The 19240-nt window shown below is 71.8% G+C and carries 20 protein-coding genes; 11 read left to right on the top strand and 9 right to left on the bottom strand.

Annotation, left to right across the window (positions count from 1 at the left end):
- Nucleotides 1-180 precede the first annotated feature (180 nt).
- From C1J01_RS32240 to C1J01_RS32220, 5 genes are all read left to right on the top strand, one after another.
- Nucleotides 181-765, top strand: coding sequence for a prepilin peptidase (locus tag C1J01_RS32240; protein WP_146615797.1), 585 nt, complete (start codon nt 181-183; stop codon nt 763-765).
- Between the two features lie 43 nt (nt 766-808).
- Nucleotides 809-1990, top strand: coding sequence for a chorismate synthase (aroC, locus tag C1J01_RS32235; RefSeq protein WP_220040206.1), 1182 nt, complete (start codon nt 809-811; stop codon nt 1988-1990).
- Nucleotides 1987-2487, top strand: coding sequence for a shikimate kinase (locus C1J01_RS32230; RefSeq protein ID WP_111182748.1), 501 nt, complete (start codon nt 1987-1989; stop codon nt 2485-2487). Before aroC ends, C1J01_RS32230 begins: the two co-directional genes overlap by 4 nt.
- Entirely contained in the window at nt 2484-3554 is a 1071-nt protein-coding gene (gene aroB / locus C1J01_RS32225) for a 3-dehydroquinate synthase (protein ID WP_111182747.1), read from the top strand. Before C1J01_RS32230 ends, aroB begins: the two co-directional genes overlap by 4 nt.
- A 130-nt stretch (nt 3555-3684) precedes the next feature.
- Entirely contained in the window at nt 3685-4440 is a 756-nt protein-coding gene (locus C1J01_RS32220) for an SGNH/GDSL hydrolase family protein (protein ID WP_111182746.1), read from the top strand.
- A gap of 537 nt (nt 4441-4977) precedes the next feature.
- Here the strand turns inward: C1J01_RS32220 and C1J01_RS50260 are convergent.
- Both C1J01_RS50260 and C1J01_RS32210 read right to left on the bottom strand, forming a co-directional pair.
- The gene (locus C1J01_RS50260) at nt 4978-5145 is read right to left on the bottom strand and encodes a hypothetical protein (protein WP_181449073.1); all 168 of its coding nucleotides are present in this window, start codon (nt 5143-5145) and stop codon (nt 4978-4980) included.
- A 669-nt stretch (nt 5146-5814) separates the two neighbouring features.
- Nucleotides 5815-7791 (bottom strand): ATP-dependent DNA helicase, encoded by a 1977-nt coding sequence (locus C1J01_RS32210; RefSeq protein WP_111182744.1) that lies wholly within the window; start codon nt 7789-7791, stop codon nt 5815-5817.
- Nucleotides 7792-8174: 383 nt separating this feature from the next.
- On the opposite strand from C1J01_RS32210, the gene C1J01_RS32205 reads away from it, so the two are divergent.
- Nucleotides 8175-9230 carry a hypothetical protein gene (locus C1J01_RS32205; protein WP_111182743.1) on the top strand — a complete coding sequence of 352 codons (1056 nt, stop codon included), beginning with the start codon at nt 8175-8177 and terminating at the stop codon, nt 9228-9230.
- 109 nt (nt 9231-9339) lie between these two features.
- On the top strand, nt 9340-10920 hold the full coding sequence (locus C1J01_RS32200) for a Na+/H+ antiporter (protein WP_111182742.1): 1581 nt from the start codon (nt 9340-9342) through the stop codon (nt 10918-10920).
- On the opposite strand, the gene C1J01_RS32195 is transcribed toward C1J01_RS32200, so the two are convergent.
- Nucleotides 10917-11174, bottom strand: coding sequence for a UBP-type zinc finger domain-containing protein (locus tag C1J01_RS32195; RefSeq protein WP_111182741.1), 258 nt, complete (start codon nt 11172-11174; stop codon nt 10917-10919). The genes C1J01_RS32200 and C1J01_RS32195 overlap by 4 nt on opposite strands.
- Before the next feature lie 408 nt (nt 11175-11582).
- Nucleotides 11583-12059, bottom strand: coding sequence for a nucleoside deaminase (locus tag C1J01_RS32190; protein ID WP_111182740.1), 477 nt, complete (start codon nt 12057-12059; stop codon nt 11583-11585).
- Nucleotides 12060-12280: 221 nt separating this feature from the next.
- On the opposite strand from C1J01_RS32190, the gene C1J01_RS32185 reads away from it, so the two are divergent.
- Nucleotides 12281-14005: an ABC transporter ATP-binding protein gene (locus tag C1J01_RS32185; RefSeq protein WP_111182739.1), complete on the top strand. Its 1725-nt coding sequence runs from the start codon at nt 12281-12283 to the stop codon at nt 14003-14005.
- A complete protein-coding gene (locus C1J01_RS32180; RefSeq protein ID WP_111182738.1) occupies nt 14002-15852 on the top strand; it encodes an ABC transporter ATP-binding protein in 1851 nt (616 codons plus the stop codon). Before C1J01_RS32185 ends, C1J01_RS32180 begins: the two co-directional genes overlap by 4 nt.
- Here C1J01_RS32180 and C1J01_RS32175 read toward each other — a convergent pair.
- The 5 genes from C1J01_RS32175 to C1J01_RS32155 form a co-directional block, all read right to left on the bottom strand.
- Nucleotides 15849-16277 carry a hypothetical protein gene (locus tag C1J01_RS32175; protein ID WP_111182737.1) on the bottom strand — a complete coding sequence of 143 codons (429 nt, stop codon included), beginning with the start codon at nt 16275-16277 and terminating at the stop codon, nt 15849-15851. The two genes, C1J01_RS32180 and C1J01_RS32175, sit on opposite strands and share 4 nt — an antisense overlap.
- Nucleotides 16278-16384: 107 nt before the next feature.
- Complete coding sequence (locus C1J01_RS32170) at nt 16385-16708, bottom strand: hypothetical protein (RefSeq protein ID WP_111182736.1); 324 nt, start codon at nt 16706-16708, stop codon at nt 16385-16387.
- Nucleotides 16709-16757: 49 nt separating this feature from the next.
- Nucleotides 16758-17093 (bottom strand): DUF202 domain-containing protein, encoded by a 336-nt coding sequence (locus C1J01_RS32165; protein WP_111182735.1) that lies wholly within the window; start codon nt 17091-17093, stop codon nt 16758-16760.
- Between the two features lie 7 nt (nt 17094-17100).
- The gene (locus C1J01_RS32160) at nt 17101-17433 is read right to left on the bottom strand and encodes a YidH family protein (RefSeq protein ID WP_111182734.1); all 333 of its coding nucleotides are present in this window, start codon (nt 17431-17433) and stop codon (nt 17101-17103) included.
- 51 nt (nt 17434-17484) lie between these two features.
- Entirely contained in the window at nt 17485-17880 is a 396-nt protein-coding gene (locus C1J01_RS32155; protein WP_111182733.1) for a DUF8711 family protein, read from the bottom strand.
- Nucleotides 17881-18008: 128 nt separating this feature from the next.
- Between C1J01_RS32155 and C1J01_RS32150 the strand changes: the two genes are divergently transcribed.
- A complete protein-coding gene (locus tag C1J01_RS32150; protein ID WP_111182732.1) occupies nt 18009-18602 on the top strand; it encodes a winged helix-turn-helix domain-containing protein in 594 nt (197 codons plus the stop codon).
- 7 nt (nt 18603-18609) lie between these two features.
- Nucleotides 18610-19240, top strand: a 631-nt coding sequence (locus C1J01_RS32145; protein ID WP_146615796.1) for an MFS transporter, incomplete at its 3' end; no start/stop codon positions are given.

Below are 19240 nucleotides of genomic sequence, written 5' to 3'. Positions count from 1 at the left end.
GTACACGCCCAGCCCGCCCACCGCCGCGACCGTCAGCCCGGCCCAGCCCCAGATCCGCGCACGCCCTGCCATACCGCCCATCATCGATCACCCCGCCGAGATCGGGAAGGACGCGCGTTCTCCTAGACCCGTATCGGAGTTCTCCGGTACGGCAGGCAGGCGCGTCGTTATGGTCGGGGCGTGGTCGCACTCATGGCGCTGATCGGCCTGCTCTGCGGGGCCCGGATCAGGGCGCTGGCCGACTCCTACGACGACGGCGTCACCCCGGCGCCCGCCTGGCCGCCGCTGACGGAGGTCGCGACCGCCGCCGTGGTCGCGCTGGTGGGCTGGCGGGCCGGGCCCGAGTACGCGTGTTTCGCCGTGATCGGGATCGCGCTGGCGGTCATCGACTGGCGCACGTACACGCTGCCCGACGCGATCACGCTGCCCGCGTACCCGATCATGATGGTGGCGCTGGCGCCCACGGGAGAGCTGCCGAGGGCGCTGACCGGCGCGGCGGTGCTGATGGCGGTGTACGGGGTGCTCTGGTTCGTCAGGCCGGACGCGATGGGGTTCGGCGACGTCAAGCTGGCCGGGCTCATCGGGATGGCCGGCGGCGCGCTGGGGTGGCAGCCGCTGGTCCTGGCGGGGTTCGCGGGGCAGCTGTTCGGGGCGGTCTACGGGCTGGGGCTGCTGGTGAGCGGGCGTGGCAACAGGCACACGCAGTTCCCGTTCGGGCCGTTCATGCTGCTGGGCGCGTTCACCACACTCTGTCTCACGTGGTGACCGACGGACATCTCACTCGGCGGCACGTGGAAGACTTGTACGCATGTTGCGCTGGTTGACCGCCGGAGAGTCCCACGGCCCCGAACTCGTCGCCGTCCTGGAGGGCCTGCCGGCCGGGGTCGAGGTGACCACGGCCGCCATCGACGAGGCCCTGCGCCGCCGCAGGCTCGGCTACGGCCGCGGCGCGCGGATGAAGTTCGAGCAGGACCAGGTGACGATCGCCGGCGGCGTCCGCCACGGCCGCACGATGGGCAGCCCGGTCGCCATCCGCGTCGGCAACACCGAGTGGCCCAAGTGGGAGAAGGTCATGGCGGCCGACCCGGTCGACCCGGCCGAGCTGGAGGGCCTGGCCCGCAACGCGCCCAGGTCCCGCCCCCGCCCCGGCCACGCCGACCTGGCCGGCATGCAGAAATACGGCTTCGACGACGCCCGCAACGTCCTCGACCGGGCCAGCGCCCGCGAGACCGCCGCCCGGGTCGCGCTCGGCGAGGTCGCCCGGCGCTTCCTCAAGCAGGCGCTCGGCGTCGACATCGTCAGCCACGTCACCGAGATCGGCGGCGCCCGCACGCCGGCCGAGACGCTGCCCGGCCCCCACGAGCTGGCCCGCATCGACGCCGACCCGGTCCGCTGCTCCGACCCCGAGGGCAGCGCCGCCATGGTCGCCGTGATCGACAAGGCGCACAAAGACGGCGACACGCTCGGCGGCGTCGTCGAGGTGCTCGCCTACGGCCTGCCGCCCGGCCTCGGCAGCTACACCCATTGGGACCGCAGGCTCGACTCCCGGCTCGCCGCGGCGCTCATGGGCATCCAGGCCATCAAGGGCGTCGCGGTCGGCGACGGCTTCGAGACCGCGCGCCGGCCGGGCTCCCGCGCGCACGACGAGATCGAATACTCCGCCGAAGACGGCGTGCGCCGCATCACCAACCGCGCGGGCGGCGTCGAGGGCGGCATGACCAACGGCGAGATCCTTCGGGTCAGCGCCGCGATGAAGCCGATCTCCACGGTGCCGAGGGCGCTGGCCACGATCGACGTCAAGACCGGCGAGGCGGCCAAGGCCCACCACGAGCGCTCCGACGTGTGCGCCGTCCCGGCGGCGGGCGTCGTGGCCGAGGCGATGGTCGCGCTCGTGCTGGCCGACGCGGCGCTGGAGAAGTTCGGCGGCGACTCCGTCGAGGAGGTCGCCCGCAACCTGTCCGGCTACCTATCTTCCATGGTGATCAAATGACCAAGGCCGTGCTGATCGGGCCTCCCGGGTCCGGCAAGACCACGCTCGGGCGGATGCTCGCCGAGCGGCTGGGCGTCGCGTTCCGCGACACCGACGCCGACGTGGAGGCCGTGGCGGGCAAACCCGTCCCCGACATCTTCGTCGAGGACGGCGAGGCCCGCTTCCGCGAGCTCGAGCACGAGGCCGTACGCCGCGCGCTGGCCGAGCACGACGGCGTCCTGTCGCTGGGCGGCGGCGCCGTCCTGCACGAGGAGACGCAGGCGCTGCTCGCCGGCCACCACGTCGTCTACCTCCAGGTGGGCCTGTCCGACGCGGTGCAGCGGGTCGGCCTGGCCTCGGCCCGGCCGCTGCTCGTGCTCAACCCGCGCAGCCAGCTGAAGAAGCTCATGGAGGAGCGCCGCCCGGTCTACGAGCGGCTGGCGTCCCAGACGGTGGTGACCGACAAGCGCGAGCCGGAGGAGCTCGCCGACGAGATCGTGAAGGGGCTGCCGTCATGACCGCCACGCGCATCCCCGTACGCGGCGACAGCCCGTACGACGTCGTGGTCGGCACCGGCGTGCTCGGCGAGGTGACCACGCTGCTCAAGCCGGGCGTGCGCACGGTCGCGGTGATCTTCCCCGAGACGTTGCCGCAGATCGCGAAGCCGGTGTGCGCGGCGCTGGCGCAGGCCGGTTACACCGTGGCCGAGCTGCCCGTGCCCGACGGCGAACAGGCCAAGACCGTCGAGGTCGCGGCCGGGCTGTGGTCCGCGCTCGGCCGCCACGGCGTGACCCGCTCCGACGCCGTGGTCGGCGTGGGCGGGGGCGCGACGACCGACCTGGCCGGGTTCGTGGCCGCCACCTGGCTGCGCGGCGTGCAGGTCGTGCTCGTGCCCACGACGCTGCTGGCCATGGTCGACGCCGCGGTCGGCGGCAAGAACGGCATCGACACCCCCGAGGGCAAGAACCTCGTGGGCACGTTCCTGCCGCCCGCGGGCGTGTTGTGCGAGCTGTCCGCGCTCGACGGCATGCCGAGGGCCGACTACGTCGCCGGGCTCGCCGAGGTCATCAAGGGCGGCTTCATCGCCGACCCCGAGATCCTCAGGCTCATCGAGGCCGACCCCGAGGCCGCCACGAGCCCCGCCGGCCCCCACACGCGCGAGCTCGTCGAGCGCAAGATCCGGGTCAAGGCCGACGTCGTGGGCGCCGACCTGCGCGAGGCCGGGCTGCGCGAGATCCTCAACTACGGTCACACGCTCGCCCACGCCATCGAGCGCGAGGAGCACTACGCCATCCGCCACGGCGAGGCCGTCGCCATCGGCATGGTCTACGCCGCCGAGCTGTCACGCCTGTCCGGCCGCGCCGACCTGGTGACGCGCACCCGGTCGATCCTCACCGCCGTGGGCCTGCCCGTCTCCTACCGCGCCGGCGCCTGGCCGAGCCTGCGCGACCACATGCGCCTCGACAAGAAGAACCGCGGCGCCAAGCAGCGCTTCGTCGTGCTCGACGGCCTGGCCCGGCCCGGCCGTCTCGAAGACCCCGCCGAGGACCTCCTGGAGGCGGCGTACAAGGAGATCGCTGCGTGACACCCGCGCAGAGGGAAGAGTTTCGCCATGCCTGTGTCGTGGCCGGGGTGGCGGCGAGCGCCCTCGCGGGCTTAGGACTACAGTCATACGTCCTTGCGCCGCCCCCTATCCCGGAGATGAACACCACCTCATGAGGCACTACAAGTCCTTCGTCGCCCTCGGTGACAGCTTCACAGAAGGACTGAACGATCCCGGTCCGGACGGTCACTACCGTGGCTGGGCCGACCGGGTGGCCGAACGGCTCGCGGCCGACGACTCCTCCTTCCGCTACGCCAACCTGGCCGTACGCGGCAAGCTGCTCGACCAGATCGTGGCCGAGCAGGTGCCGCTGGCGGTCGAGATGGCGCCCGACCTGGTCAGCTTCTGCGCCGGGGGCAACGATCTGCTGCGGCCGGGCAGCGACCCCGACGTGATGGCCAAGAAGCTCGCGCGCGCCGTGCGCGACCTGCGGGCCGGCGGCGCCGACGTGCTGCTGTTCACGGGGGTCGACCCGCGCGACACGCCGCTCATGCGCCGCCTGCGCGGCCGTTTCGCCATCTTCTACCTGCACGTCCGCTCGATCGCCGACCTGTACGGGTGCCGGCTGGTCGACCAGTGGTCGATGCAGGGCCTGCGCGACTGGCGCGCCTGGAGCCCCGACCGGCTGCACATGAACGAGGACGGCCACCGGCTCGTCGCCGCCCGGGTGCTCGACGTGCTGGGGGTGCCGTTCGAAGACTGGCGCAAGGACTGGCCCGAACGCGCGGCCGACCCGCGGGCCCGCCGCCGCGAGGACGCCCAGTGGATCCGCGAGCACCTGGTGCCGTGGGTGTCACGCCGCCTGCGCGGCGTCTCCTCCGGCGACGGCCGCACCCCGAAACGCCCCGACCTCGCCCCCTGGTCCTGACCACCGGACGGAACGCGGGGGTCGCCCTGCGGTCTGTCGCGGTGAGGACGCTTAGTGGATCTGTAAGCATTTGGTGCCGTGGGCCTCGCGCCGCCTGCGGGCGTTTCCTCCGGCGATGGCCGCACCCCGAAACGCCCCGATCTTGCCTCCTCAACCTGAGCACCGACCTCCAGCACCACGCAGCCCGTCACGCGCCCTTCACAAGGGGCTGTCACGAGGGCCGTCGCGCTATGCCGTCGTGTGGGGCCGTCACGCGGCCTCGCCACGGTCCGTCACCTGTGCCTGTCACCTTGGCCGTCACCGGAGGCTGGTTACGGGAGTCCCGTGAGGGCGCGCAGCTTCCTCGGTGGCTTCGCCGTATCGAACCGGGGTGTCGGCGAAGCGGCCGGAGGTGCCGCACCGTGTCGCCGTGCTCAGCCCGAATGACTCCTGTAGTCCGGCTCCTTCCTCGGTTCGCGTCCGCAGCGCCCGCCGATCGACGAGGTGGATGGCGACCTCGGCCGCGTTCTGCGCGGCCCTGGTGAACGGAGCCGTCGGTCACGGCGACGTCGGCGCTGTGCGCGTGCTCTGCTGTGCCGTTGACTCGTAGACGAACGGCGCGGTGATCTTCTTCCCGGTGTTCGTGTGCATGCGCTCCACCGCGATCATTCGGCCGCCTTGGTCACGGCTGATCACATCGGTGGCCCAGTCGCCGGCCCGGCTCACCCGCTCACGTCGATGCCGTGGCGGGTCGTCAGGTCGCGTACGGCGTGCTCGAAGTGGTGGGGCCGAGCCGCAGCACCGCCGTCCGCTCCTCGCGAGACGCCCGACTGGCCGCCCTCCAGCGCATGCGCCCGGACACGATCGCGACCGGGACGAGAATCCGCCGCGGCGCTGACGTACCACCGGATGAGCGTCAGATCGGCCGGGAACCTGAGCGCCTTGTGGACGAGCAGGACGCCGAATACCGCCGGGATCGCGGCCGCTGCCCATGCGCCGCCATCGGTAGGCGGGCGTACCCGAACGCGGGACCGTAGCCGCGTCCACGCCGCCCTGCTCACCCGCACCGCTCACGGGCGGGGGCCTGCTGTGCCGGGACACCGGTGGGAGCGACCCGTTCGGCCGGGCTCGGCCGGGGGAGAGGCGTCGGACCCCCGCGATCTGCAGCGCGGCCGAGGCCACGCACGATCGCTGCCGTCGTCCAGCTGGCGCCTTTCTTCTAATTGCGACTGGACTTATTCACCCAATGGTCGCGCCGATACTGCCGATCCGTCGTAACGTGCCCTTCGGTCGTGAATTTGGCGCGTTCGGAGGAATGGCAACAAAAGGTGCCTGACAGAAAGAGTTATGTGCGGCAGTAAGACGGCGTCGGGGATATAACCGAATTAAGCGGCGTCAGGCGGGCTCGGCGGAGAGGCGCTGCAAGGCGGCTCTCGGGACGGCCGGGTCGGTGGTGCGCCAGAACGGCGGCAGGGAGCCCAGCAGGAAACCGCTGTAGCGGGCCGTGGCGAGGCGCGGGTCGAGGACGGCGATCACGCCCTTGTCGTCCTGCGACCGCAGCAGCCGGCCCACCCCCTGCGCCAGCAGCAGGGCGGCGTGGTTGGCCGCCACCGACATGAAGCCGTTGCCGCCCCGCGCCTGCACGTGGCGCTGGCGGGCGGAGGTGAGCGGGTCGTCGGGCCGGGGGAACGGCACCCGGTCGATGATCACCAGCCGCAGCGAGGGCCCGGGCACGTCGACCCCCTGCCACAGCGACAGCGTGCCGAACAGGCACGTCGGCTCGTCCTCGGCGAACTGCTTGACCAGCAGCATCGTCGAGTCGTCGCCCTGGCACAGCAGCGGCACGTCGAGCCGGTCGCGCAACGCCTCGGTGGCGGCCTTGGCGGCGCGCATCGAGGAGAACAGCCCGAGCGTGCGCCCGCCGGCCGCCTCGATCAGCTCGGCGATCTCGTCGAGGTACTGCTGGGGCAGGCCGTCGCGGCCCGGCTGGGGGAGGTGCTTGGCGACGTACAGGATGCCGGAGCGGGGGTGGTCGAACGGCGAGCCGACGTCGATGCCCTGCCAGCCCTTGCCGTCGCCGAGCCCCCACTGCGCGGCCAGCGCGTCGAACGTGCCGCCGAGCGCCAGCGTCGCCGAGGTGAGCACGACCGTGCGCTCGCCGAACAGCTTGTCGCGCAGCATGCCGCCCACGCTCAGCGGCGCCACCCGCAGCGACGGCGGTCGCCGGTCGGTGCCGGCGTCGAGCCAGACGACCTCGGCGCGGTCGGCCTCGGAGGCGTGACCGTACGCCTCCAGCATGCGCACCGCCGTGTCGTGCACGTCGTCGAGCGCCGTGAACGCCGCCTTGCGCTGCCCGGCCTTGTCGGGGTCGTCCTTGTCGGCGTTGCGCGGGCCCAGGGCGGTGATGCAGCGCCAAGCCGTGTCGCGGACGAGCTGCAGGGTCAGCCCGAGCACCTGGGGCAGCTCGTCGATGCGGCCGGGCGGCGCGGCCGACAGCAGCGCCTTGAGGTCTTCGCCGGCCTCCAGCAGCTGGTCGGCGATGGGCTGCTCGATCAGCCGGCCGACCCGGCGCACGGCCAGCATCACCGACGCCTCCGACAGCTCCGAGGTGACCACGGAGGTGACCCGGTCGACCAGCTCGTGGGCCTCGTCGACCACGACGACGTCGTGTTCGGGCAGCACCGGCAGGTCGCCCATGGCGTCGATGGCCAGCAGCGCGTGGTTGGTCACCACCACGTCGGACTCGCCGGCGCGCGCCCTGGCCAGCTCGGCGAAGCACTCGGCGCCGCTCGGGCAGCGCGAGGCCCCGAGGCACTCCTGCGCGCTCACCGAGAACTGCCGCCAGGCCTGCTCGCTCACCCCGGGCACCAGCTCGTCGCGGTCGCCGGTCTCGGTCTCCTCGGCCCACTCCTGGATGCGCTGCACCATGCGGCCGGTCGCGCTCACCTCGCGCGGGTCGAACAGCTGGTCCTGCTCGTCCTCCTCGGGCCAGCCCGCCGTCGCCTTGTAGCGGCACAGGTAGTTGCGGCGGCCCTTGAGTATCGCGTACGTCGGCTCGTGCGGCAGCTCCTTGCCCAGCGCCTCGGCCAGGCGCGGCAGGTCGCGGTCGACGAGCTGGCGCTGCAGCGCGATGGTGGCCGTGGAGATCACGACCGGCTTCTCGCTCTCCATCGCGTGGCGGACCGACGGCACCAGGTAGGCCAGCGACTTGCCGGTGCCGGTGCCGGCCTGGACGGCGAGGTGCTCGCCGGCGTCGATGGCTTTCTGCACGGCCTGGACCATGGTGATCTGGCCCTGCCGTTCGCTCCCTCCGAGAGCGGTGACCGCGATGCTGAGCAGTTCGTCGACTGACGGGAGATGGGAGTCCGGCACGGCAGTAAACGCTACCGGCAATCCGCGGTCGCCGCGCCGAACGGGCTGTGATCGGGCGGACGCATCCCGGCGTTCCCGGACCCGTGCGCCGGGAGGCGTGGCACACTGGACGATCGGGACTCCAGGTGGTCCAGGGCGTGGGACCGAGGGGGCTCCCGATGTAGGTGGGAAGGCCGGTTCATTAGGGTTTTCCGAGGTTGAGTGGACGAATAAAGGCTGGTTAAAGCAGTATGTCCTCCATGTCGGAAGTTGTCCCGTTGCCGTCGTTCGGCGAAGTGTTCTTCGATGCCCGAGGTCAGGAGCGGTGTCTCCGGGTCACGTGGCACGAGGGGACACTGGTCCTCAGTCTGTGGCGCGGCGAGATGTGCACAGCGAGCTTCCGCATGCCGATGGAGGACGTCGGCCGGCTGCTCGACACCCTTGACGAGGGCTACGCCGAGGCCACGGGCGAGCAGCCCGCGGTGCCGGCGCAGGATCCGGGCACGGAGATCATCCCCGGCACCGGCCAGTACCACCGGCCGCCCCAGCACTCCCAGCAGCCGCCGCCCGCGCCCCAGCCGGAGGAGCGGCAGGCGGCCTCCCTGTCGCCCAACGACGTGCTCGTGGCGCGGGGCAACCCGCCGCAGGACAAGCTCGTGGCGTCCTACAACGACACGACGGCGCCCAGGGACACGACCCCGGCCTACGGCGACCACCGGCCCTTCACCGGCCCCCAGTACGTCGAGCCGAACCAGTACACCGAGCAACCGGCGCCGCAGTACGAGCAGACCGGGCCGCAGCCGGCCTACACGGGCGATCCCTTCAGCGGCCCGCAGTACACCGCCGACCCGCTCAGCGGTCCCCACTACACGCAGCCGGCCCAGCCCGACCCGTTCACCGGCCCGCAGTACGTCGACGAGCCCGTCTACCAGATGCCCGGCGAGCAGCGGCGCCCGTCGCCGCTCAGCACCGACCCGCTGGGCTTCCCGTCGCAGGCGGCCGACCCCTACCAGGCGCCGCCGGCGCGTTCCGACTATGCCGCCGACCCGTACCCGTCGGACCCGTACCCGTCCGATCCGTACGGCAGCCGGCATTCCGACGCCTACCAGCAGCCGCAGCCCAGCGCGGCCGGCCTCGGCACGCCCATGCACGGCATCCCGGGGGCGGGCCGCCCCCGCCCGATGCCCCAGCGGCGGCAGCAGCCGGCGCAGCCCGCCCGCGACGACTACGCGGCGCCGCAGCCGGGCCGCGACGACTACGCGGCCTACCAGACGCCGCCGCCCAACCCGGTGGACCCGCTGCTCGCCCTCGGCCGGCAGGAGTACACGGCCCAGCCCGGCGGCCAGGCCGACCCCGGCATGTCCCGGCCGTACGTCGGGGACCCCATGTTCTCCACGGGCGAGCGCCTACGTCCCGAGCAGCAGGAGTACCCCGACGGAGGCGACCGCAGGGAGTGGTGACGACGCCCGCCGGCGCGGCGGGTACGCTCTGCGCGGGACGATCGTCCTGACCGACCACACCATGACCGTGTGATCGGTCCTGACGGGTCGGTGCGGGGAGGGGCTGCCGGTGGACGCGACCATGGGCCTGCAGCTGCTGCTGGTGGCCGCCGGGGCGATCGGCGTGGCCGCCGTGGCCCGGCGCAGGGGCTGGCCGGCGCCGCTGATCCTGGTGGCCGCGGGCCTGATCGTCTCGCCGCTGGTGCCGCCGGTGCCGCTGGAGCCCGAGCTGGTCCTGTACGTCTTCCTGCCGCCGCTGCTCTACTCCGCCGCGCTGGAGAGCTCCTACCTGCGCCTGCGCGACGCCAAGCGCACGGTCGGCCTGCTGTCGGTGGGGCTGGTGCTGTTCACCGCGGCCGCCGTCGGGACGGTCGTCCACCTGATGCTGCCCGACCTGCCGCTCGCGCTGGCGTTCGCGCTGGGCGCGATCGTCGCGCCGCCCGACGCGGTGGCCGCCGTCGCGGTCGGCCGCCGGCTGGGCCTGCCGCGCCGGACGCTGACCGTCCTCATCGGCGAGAGCCTGTTCAACGACGCCACCGCGCTGACGCTCTACCGGGTGGCGATCGGGGCGGCCCTCGGCGGGGCCATCAGCATCTGGGAGGGTCTGGGGGAGTTCCTGCTCGCCGCGGTGGGCGGGGTGGCGATCGGGCTGGTGCTGGCGTTCGCGTTCGCCTGGTTGTTCCGCTACACGCGTGACTCGCTGGTCGAGAACACGCTGATGTTGCTGATCCCGTTCGCCGCCTACCTCGCCGCCGAGTCCGTGCACGCCTCCGGCGTGATCGCGGTGGTGGTCATCGGCCTCTATCTCGGCAACCGCATGCATTTGCAGGGGTTCGGCACCCGCCTGGTGTCCACCGCGGTGTGGCGGGTCACCGACTTCCTGCTCGAAGCCATCGTGTTCGCCCTGATCGGGCTGCAGTTCGTCACCGTGACCGAGGGCATCAGCGGCTACGGCGCCTGGGAGGTCGCCGGCTACGCCGCCGCGGTGCTGGTCGTGACGATCGTCAGCAGGTTCGTGTGGGTCTTCTCGGTGACGTCCCTCATCAGGCTGGTGAGACGTGGGGAGCCGAAAACGCCGGCGGGGCAGCGATTGATCCTCTCGTGGGCCGGCATGCGCGGCGTGGTGTCGCTGGCGGCGGCGTTCGCCATCCCGCCCGACGTGCCCGCGCGCGACCGGGCGCTGCTGCTGTTCCTGACGTTCACCACCGTGATCGGCACCCTGCTCATCCAGGGCATGACGTTCCCCGCGCTGATCAGGCGGCTCGGCCTGTCGAGCGAGCGGGAGCAGTACGAGGACCGGCTGGCCGAGGCGGCGGCCCAGCAGGCGGCGCTCGACGCCGGCGTGGCGGAGCTGGAGCGGCTCATCGCGCAGGAGGGCGAGCCCGACGAGATCCAGGCGCAGGTGATCGGCAATCTGCGGGACAAGTCGTGGCGGCGTTCGCTGAGCGCGTGGGAACGGCTGGGCGGCGGCACCTCACACGGCGGCGCCGAGACGCCGAGCGCCCTCTACCGGCGCCTGCGCCGGCAGATGTTGCAGGCCGAGCGGCAGGTCTTCGTACGGCTGCGCGACGAGCGCCGCCTCGACGACGAGGTGCTACGCGAGGTGATGGCGCAGCTCGACTTCGAGGAGGCGATCCTCGAGCGTGACTAGGCCATCTGGTTGTCCACGAAGCACCAGCGCCACTCCTCGCCGGCCTCGAACGACTGGATCACCGGGTGGCCGGTGGAGTGGAAGTGCTGGGTCGCGTGTTTGTTCGGTGAGGAGTCGCAGCACCCGACGTGGCCGCACTCGAGGCAGCGCCGCAGGTGGACCCACCGGCTGCCGGACGCCAGGCACTCCGCGCAGCCCTCGGGCGTCTGGGCGGCGGGGTCGTCGGCGTGAGAAAGATGCTCGCATATTGCCATGTCTTAAATCCTAGGACCCGCGCCGGGAGCGCATGATGGCCGGTTCCCGCCGGTGGGCCGTGCAGTACGGGCAGGGGCACGGGCAGGGGCACGGGCAGGGGCACGGGCCGGAGTACGGGCAGGGCATGCCGTCGGTACCCGTGTTCCGGTTTCGTCACCGAGCTGTAGATCCGAGGCGGGTGTCCGGACGCCGGTCCGCCGGTCAGACTGAGAGCAGGTAGCGGGCGGGTATCGCCCGTCCCCCCAGCCGAGGAGGGCCGATGCTTCCGGGATGTGGCTCGTGTAACTGCTCAGATCCCCTGTCCACCGCCACGCCGCCGTGGTGGCAGTCGTACCTGACGTCACAAGGGCGCTGACGCGACGGGGAGCCCCGTCCGGGACGCCGGGCGGGGCTCCGCCGTGCCCGGGTCAGCGCGTGTAGAAGCGGCGGTGCAGCTCGCGGATCTCCTCGGCCAGCTCCGGCACCGGGCCCTCCACGGTCACCCCGGGGGCCACCTCGTTGACCGGCAGGGTGCGCACGGGCGGCGCCGGCACGCCCAGCTCCGCCAGCCAGGCGCCGAGCTGCGCGGAGGAGGCGGCGTAGACGATGCGGCCCAGGCCCACCCAGGCGTGCGCCGCCGCGCACATCGGGCAGTGCTCGCCGGAGGTGTACACGGTGGCCGCGGCCCGCTCCTCGGGCGGCAGGTGCTCGGCCGACCACCGGGCGAGCGCGAACTCCGGATGCCGCGTACGGTCGCCGGCGGCCACCCGGTTGTGGTCCTCGGCCAGGATGAGACCGTCACCGGAGACCAGCACCGAGCCGAACGGCTCGTCGCCCAGCTCCAGCGCCCGCGCGGCGAGGTCGACGCAGCGGCGCAGGTACGGCAGCTCAGAGGAGTCGATCATGAGTCCCTCAACGTCCCAGCCTCGGCATTCGTCTTCATGACACAACGAAGGTAACGGACTTCCGAAAGTATATGAAATCGCGTATTTCCCCATGTCATGTACGGGAAACCCACCCTGAAGCCACTGAAAATCGGTTGATTCGCCGTATTAATCTGGTGGGGATGCCTCCCGATACGCACATACCTCGCCGTCCCCTGCTCTCCTCCAACTCCCTGTGGCGGATGAAGTCGTATCTCCGCCCCTACGTCGTCAGACTGGTGTCCATCTGGTTGATGGCGATCGTCGGCATCGCCGCCGCCATCTCGCTGCCCCTCATCATCGAGAGGGTCGTCGACGGCCCCGTCGCCCGGGGCGACACCGGCGCGCTGCTCCCGCTCGGACTGCTCGCGATCGGCGTCGGCGTGGTCGAGGCCATGCTGATCTTCCTGAGGCGGTGGCTCCAGGTCAAGCCGGTCCTCGGCCTGGAGACCGCCATCCGCAACGACCTGTACGCCCACCTGCAGCGCCTGCCCATGGCCTTCCACGGCGAGTGGCAGTCGGGCCAGCTGTTATCGCGGGCCACCACCGACCTGTCGACCATCCGCCGCTTCCTCGGCTTCGGCATGCTCTTCCTCGTCATGAACATCCTGCAGGTCATCACGGTCATCGTGCTGCTGCTGAACAAGTACTGGCCGCTCGGGCTGCTCGTGGCCGCCTCCGCCGTGCCGATCGTGTGGACCTCGCTGCGCTTCGAGAAGCGCTACATCAAGATCTCCCGCCAGGTCCAGGACGAACAGGGCGACCTCGCCACGTTCGTCGAGGAGTCGGCGATCGGCATCCGCACGATCAAGGCCTTCGGCCGCCGCCACCACGTCTACGACCGTTACGACGACGCCGCGCTCAAGGTGTACGGCACCTCGATGGACAAGGTCAGGCTGTCGGCGCGGTTCTTCTCCTTCCTGGAGATCATCCCCAACATCACGCTGGCCATGGTGCTGCTGCTCGGCGCGCTGGCCGTCGGCACGGGCGGGCTGACGCTGGGCGCGCTGGTCGCCTTCACCACGCTGATGCTCCAGCTCGTGTGGCCCATCGCGAGCCTCGGCTACATCCTGGCCATGGCGCAGGAGGCGATGACCTCCGCCGACCGCGTCATGGAGGTCCTCGACACCGTCCCCGCGATCGAGGGCGGCACCGAGACCATCGACGAGCCGCGCGGCCACCTGCGCCTCGAGGGCGTCGGGTTCCGTTTCCCCGACTCCGACGAGCCGGTGCTGCACGACGTCTGGCTCGACGTCCGGCCCGGTGAGACGGTCGCCGTCGTGGGCGCCACCGGGGCCGGCAAGACCACGCTGACCGCGCTCGTGCCGCGCCTGATCGATCCCACCTCCGGCCGCATCACGATCGACGGCCACGACGTGCGCGACCTCGACCTGAGCACGCTGCGCTCGGTGGTGGCCACCGCGTTCGAGGAGCCGACGCTGTTCTCCATGAGCGTGCGGGAGAACCTCATGCTCGGCCGGGCCGACGCCACCGAGGAGGAGCTGGCCGACGCGATCCAGACCGCGCAGGCCATGTTCGTCTACGACCTGCCGTGGGGGCTCGACACCCGCATCGGCGAGCAGGGCCTGTCGTTGTCCGGCGGGCAGCGCCAGCGGCTCGCCCTGGCCAGGGCCGTGCTGAGCAAGCCGCGCATCCTCGTGCTGGACGACACCCTGTCGGCGCTCGACGTCGAGACCGAGGCCCTGGTGGAGGAGGCGCTGCGCCACGTGCTGCGCGAGGCGACCGGCATCGTGGTCGCCCACCGCGCCTCGACCGTGCTGCTGGCCGACAAGGTCGCGCTGCTGCGCGGAGGCACCATCACGCACGTCGGGAAACACCACGAGCTGCTGGCGAAGGTGCCCGAATACCGCGAGCTGCTGGCGCAGGACGCCGACTTCGACGACGCGGCGGAAGGGGCTCTGCGATGACCTCGACCGCTCCCGAGACGAAACCGTCCGCCGGGTCGTGGCGCGGCGTCGCCGCCGAAGACCAGGACGAGCTGTCCGAAAAGGTCTCCGTGCTGCTGCGGGCCCGCTCGCGGCGGCTGCTCGGCGACCTGCTGGCGCCGTACTGGAAGAAGATCGCGCTGCTCGTGGCGATCATCGTGGTCTCCAACGCGGCCGGGCTGTCGATCCCCTTCCTGGTGGCGGTCGGCATCGACGAGGGCATCCCGCCGATCACGAACGGCGACGGCCCCCGCGTGCTGCTGACCGTGGTCGGCGTGATCGTGGGCGCGGCCGTCACACAGGCGCTCACCCGGCAGGCGTTCCTGCGCCTGGCGGGCACGATCGGCCAGAGCGTCCTGCTGGAGCTGCGCCGCCGGGTGTTCGACCACTTCCAGCGGCTGTCGCTGAGCTTCCACGAGAACTACACCTCCGGCCGGGTGATCTCGCGCCTGACCTCCGACATCGAGTCGATCGCCGAGCTGCTGCAGTCGGGGTTCGACGCGCTGGTCAAGGCCGTGTTCACCATGGTCGGCACGGCGGTGCTGCTGCTCGTCATGGACGTGCACCTGGGCCTGGTCGCGCTGGTGCCCATCCCGATCCTGCTGGTGTTCACCCGCTGGTTCCGGCAGCAGTCCACGATCGTCTACCGGCGCACGCGCGAGACGGTGGCGCTGGTCATCGTGCACTTCGTGGAGTCGATGACCGGCATCCGCGCGGTGCAGGCCTTCCGCAGACAGCCGCGCAACCAGGAGATCTTCGAGCAGCTCAACGACGACTACCGGGGGGCGAACGCGCGCAGCATGCAGCTCGGCGCGACGTTCATGACCGGTATCAAGCTGATCGGCAACCTCACCATCGGCGCCGTGCTGCTCTACGGCGGCTACCTGGCGATCCAGGGCCAGGTCGAGGTCGGCGTCCTGGCCGGCTTCCTGCTCTACCTGCGCCAGTTCTACGAGCCGATGCAGGAGGTCTCGCAGTTCTACAACACCCTGCAGTCGGCGGGCGCGGCGCTGGAGAAGCTCTCGGGCGTCCTGGAGGAGGAGCCCGGGGTGCCCGAGCCGCGTGAGCCCGCCGCGCTGCCGGGCGGCCGGGCCCGCGGCCAGGTGCGCTTCGAGGACGTCAGGTTCGCCTACGTCGAGGAGATGCCCATCCTGCCCTGCCTCGACCTGACCATCCCGGCCGGGCAGAGCGTGGCGCTGGTCGGCGCGACGGGCGCGGGCAAGACGACGCTGGCCAAGCTGATCTCCCGCTTCTACGACCCGACCGGCGGCCGCGTGCTGCTCGACGGCGTCGACCTGCGCGACCTCGACGAGCCGGCGCTGCGCCAGGCCGTGGTCATGGTGACGCAGGAGAACTTCCTGTTCAGCGGCACGGTCGCCGACAACATCCGGTTCGGCCGTCCCGACGCGACCGACCGCCAGGTGCGCGAGGCCGCCAGGGCCATCGGCGCCCACGAGTTCATCTCCGCGCTGCCCGACGGCTACGACACCGAGGTCGGCAAGCGCGGCGGCCGCATGTCGGCCGGGCAGCGCCAGCTCGTCGCGTTCGCGCGGGCGTTCCTCGCCGACCCGGCGGTGCTCATCCTCGACGAGGCCACCTCCAGCCTCGACGTGCCGAGTGAGCGGCTCGTGCAGCGCGCGCTGCGCACGATCCTCGCCGACCGGACCGCGCTCATCATCGCGCACCGGCTGTCGACCGTGGAGATCGCCGACCGGGTGCTGGTGATGGAGCGCGGCCGCATCGTCGAGGACGGGCCGCCCGCCCAGCTCATCGCGGCCTCCGGCCGCTTCGCCGGACTCCACCGCGCGTGGCTGGAGAGCCTGAGCTAACGGCCCGCGTGCGCCGCCGCGATGCTGACGTACAGCTCGTACCCGAGGAACAGGACGAGCGGGACGCCGAGCGCGATCAGCAACCGGCCGGGCAACCTGCTCCGCCGGGTGGCGGCCGCGCTGTCCGGCCAGGACGCCGGCGCCGGTGCGAACACCGGCGCCGGCCCCGGCTCGGGCTCGGCGACGAGCTCGGGATGGCGGGCCAGATACCCGCTGGGAAACCACGTCACGTGGTGCGCGCCGCAGCTCGGGCAGGACGCGCCCGACCATGGCGGCTGCACCGGCACTCCCGCGCTGAGCCAGATCTCCGCGCTGTTGCCGTACGCGTCGCGGAGGCGTCTGACGACGAATTCCTCTTCCCAGACGTGTAAGCAGCGCAGGCACTCGTAGGGCCACATCTCGCGGGTCTCGAACCCGTCCAGCACTCGGACCACCCCCCGGATCGCCGTTCGCGTCCCGAGTGTCCGTCCGGTCTCATACGCCCTTCAAGACGGGCTTCTGACACTGTTAGTTATGGAATGCTCACCAGGTGTCAAGTTATGGGCCAGCGTGCCGCTCGTGGCACCGGGCTCAGCAGCGGGGTCGCATCGGGAGCGGGCGGCTCGGCCCGCGGGATCGCCTCCGGATGGTGCGCCAGGTAGCCGTCCGGGAACGTGACGGCCTGCTCGCAGCCGCACCTCGGGCAGCTGGCGCCCGGCGACGGCGGCGGCACGGGCACGCCGCCCCACAACCAGACCTCGCCCTCGTTGCCGTGCTGGTCCTCGATGCGCCGGACGATGTAGTGCTCTTCCCAGACGTGCCAGCACCGCCGGCACTCGAAGGGTACGGTCCTGTGGATCTCTACCAATGAGGTCACCCCCTTTGTCCGAGTCTCCGCCTCTCTGTCGCGTTCCCGCAAGCGGGGGTCACCGGACGGTCAGCACGAAGGTGAACGCGCCCGCGACCAGGCACAACGTGCCGAGCCAGGCGAACAGCGCGTCGAGGTCGTCGTTCAGCGGACGGCCGGCGTGCAGCGCCTCCTGCACCCGGCGGAACCGCAGCCTGGTCCTGATCAGCAGCACGCCGCCGCACAGCGCCGCCAGCGCGAAGCCGGCCGCGCCGATCTCCGGCAGGTCGTGCCTGAGGGACAGCCCCGCCGCGCCGAGCCCGGCGGTGGACAGCGCGACGGCGGTGCGCACCCAGGCCAGCCGGGTGCGCTCGCTCTGCAGCCCGCGATCCCAGACCTCGTCCTCGGCGTTCATGCCGCGCTCACGTGCGGGCGGACACGATGATGAGGACGAGCGCCGCCACCGCCACGAAGGCCACGCCGTAGCCGAAGACGGCGGCGAGCGCCGGGGGCGGGAGCGGCTCCTGCGCGCGCAGGGCCCGCTGGATGTTGCGCCAGCGGGGGTAGGCCATGCCCGCCGCCAGCGCCGACAGACTCACCAGCACCACGGCCAGCGTGGTGCGGATCCACGGGACGAACACGTCGGCCGGCACCGCCGCCATGGCCACCCCGCCCGCGCTGAGCGCCAGCGCCGTGCTCAGCCAGGTGAGGAAGGTGCGTTCGTTGGCCAAGGTGAAACGCGGGTCGGGTTCCATGGAAAAACCGTAATTCGGCCCCATTTCCCCTAGAGAAGTTGGGATTGCGGGTCAGCCACCGCCACCGCAGGCCTGCGCGACCTGCTGTGCATACGCGGTCGCCTCGGTGCCGACCTTCTGCACGGCGTCGACGGCGTCGTTGGCGTCCTGGACCGTGATGCCGGTCAGTGTCGTGGCCAGATTGTCGGAGGCCTCCTTGAGCGTGGTGTTGGAGGCCGTGTCGGCCACGTCGTTGAGCTTGGCCGCGGCGTCGTCGATCGCCTTGTCCATGGCCTGCGGGTCGTTGGTCAGGTTTGCTATGTCGGCGACCAGCTCCGTCATGATCTTCGGCGCTTCCAGGCATGCCTGGGCGCGGTCGATGGTGTTGTTGACGTCGCTGCAACCGGTGGCGAGCACACCGGCGGTCACGACGGCCAGAGGCACGAGCCGGTTCTTGAGGAGACGCATGGCTCGACCCTACCCAAGCACTCGGCCACGTGGCGTGACCGGAAGATTTCGGACGGCATCCGTCTCGTCGCGGTTCCACCCCAAAGGATCGCTTGACATCTCTGAATCCCGGCTTGATGATCCCAAACATGTCCTTGGAATCTTTGGGGCCGCGGCGGGTGCTCGACGACCCCGCGGCGATGCGGGCCTTCGCCCACCCCGTCCGCCTGGCGCTGCACGAGCTGCTGCTGCGCGCGGGCCCCGCCACGGCGGCCGAGGCCGCCCGCGAGGTCGGCATCAGCCAGGCGCTGGCCTCGTACCATCTGCGGCAACTGGCCCGGTACGGCTTCGTGGAGCAGGCCGAGGCGCGCGACGAGCGTGAGCGGCCGTGGCAGGTGACCGACGCCGTCCAGGAGTGGTCCGACGCCGAGCCCGGCTCCGAGACCTCGGCCGCCCGGGGGCTGCTGGAGCGGGTCATGGCCGAGCGGGCGCTGTCGCGGCTGGTCGAATGGCAGCGCCGCCGCCAGGACGAGACCGGCGAGTGGCGGAACGTGGGCGGCATCGGCAACAGCTACGTCTACGCCACGCCGGAGGAGATCGCGGCGCTCGGCGAGGCGCTCAAGGATCTGCTGGAGCCGTTGATGGCACGGGTGTTCGACCCGGCGGACCGGCCCGAAGGGTCCCGGCCCGTGCTCCTGACACGCCTGGTGGTCCCCCTCCCCCCCACCGGCCGCCCGGAATGAGCGCTCGTTGAGACGGCTGCTGGCGGGGAATCCCGGCTATCGGCGGTTGCTCGCGGCGGGGCTGATCTCGCAGACGGGCGACTGGGCGATCAGCACCGGGCTGGCCTTCCACGTCTACCAGCTCACCGGCTCGGCGCTGTCCACCGCGACGATGCTGCTGGTCTCGCGGCTGCCGGACGTCGTGCTCGGCCCGGCCGCCGGGGCGCTGGCCGACCGCTGGGACCGCCGCCGCCTGCTCGTCGCCGCCGACCTGCTGCTCGCGCTCGCGCTGCTGCCCCTGCTCGCGGTACGCGAACCCGGCCAGGTGTGGATCGTCTACGCCGTCGCGCTGGTGACCGGCGTGCTCGGCACGGTGCTCGTACCGGCGCAGAAGGCGTTGCTGCCGCAGCTCGTCACCGGGGCGCAGCTCGTCCGGGCCAACGCCCTGCACGGCCAGAGCGGCCAGGTCGCCCGGCTGCTCGGGGCGATGGCCGGCGGGCTCGCGGTCGAGGCGGGCGGGCTGGTCGCCGTCGTCTGGATCGACGTCGTCAGTTTTCTGCTGTCGGCGCTGCTGCTGTGGCGGGTGCGTCCGCCCGCCGCGACCCCGCCGCCCGCCGCGGTGATCATCCGAGGACGGGGCCCTGCGGGAGGGGCGTGGG

Source organism: Nonomuraea aridisoli (assembly GCF_003236395.1).
Lineage (GTDB): Bacteria > Actinomycetota > Actinomycetes > Streptosporangiales > Streptosporangiaceae > Nonomuraea > Nonomuraea aridisoli.
The sequence above is the reverse complement of the archived record's forward strand: the minus strand, read 5'-3'. Positions and strand labels throughout refer to the sequence as shown.

Excerpts from the sequence above, each read along its gene's own strand:
- C1J01_RS32220 (WP_111182746.1), top strand. The coding sequence starts at position 3,685 with ATGAGGCACTACAAGTCCTTCGTCGCCCTCGGTGACAGCTTCACAGAA.
- C1J01_RS32205 (WP_111182743.1), top strand. The coding sequence starts at position 8,175 with ATGCCGATGGAGGACGTCGGCCGGCTGCTCGACACCCTTGACGAGGGC.
- C1J01_RS32165 (WP_111182735.1), bottom strand. The coding sequence starts at position 17,093 with ATGAACGCCGAGGACGAGGTCTGGGATCGCGGGCTGCAGAGCGAGCGC.
- C1J01_RS32160 (WP_111182734.1), bottom strand. The coding sequence starts at position 17,433 with ATGGAACCCGACCCGCGTTTCACCTTGGCCAACGAACGCACCTTCCTC.
- C1J01_RS32185 (WP_111182739.1), top strand. The coding sequence starts at position 12,281 with ATGAAGTCGTATCTCCGCCCCTACGTCGTCAGACTGGTGTCCATCTGG.
- aroC (WP_220040206.1), top strand. The coding sequence starts at position 809 with ATGTTGCGCTGGTTGACCGCCGGAGAGTCCCACGGCCCCGAACTCGTC.
- C1J01_RS32150 (WP_111182732.1), top strand. The coding sequence starts at position 18,009 with ATGTCCTTGGAATCTTTGGGGCCGCGGCGGGTGCTCGACGACCCCGCG.
- C1J01_RS32195 (WP_111182741.1), bottom strand. The coding sequence starts at position 11,174 with ATGGCAATATGCGAGCATCTTTCTCACGCCGACGACCCCGCCGCCCAG.
- C1J01_RS32180 (WP_111182738.1), top strand. The coding sequence starts at position 14,002 with ATGACCTCGACCGCTCCCGAGACGAAACCGTCCGCCGGGTCGTGGCGC.
- aroB (WP_111182747.1), top strand. The coding sequence starts at position 2,484 with ATGACCGCCACGCGCATCCCCGTACGCGGCGACAGCCCGTACGACGTC.
- C1J01_RS32155 (WP_111182733.1), bottom strand. The coding sequence starts at position 17,880 with ATGCGTCTCCTCAAGAACCGGCTCGTGCCTCTGGCCGTCGTGACCGCC.
- C1J01_RS32190 (WP_111182740.1), bottom strand. The coding sequence starts at position 12,059 with ATGATCGACTCCTCTGAGCTGCCGTACCTGCGCCGCTGCGTCGACCTC.
- C1J01_RS32230 (WP_111182748.1), top strand. The coding sequence starts at position 1,987 with ATGACCAAGGCCGTGCTGATCGGGCCTCCCGGGTCCGGCAAGACCACG.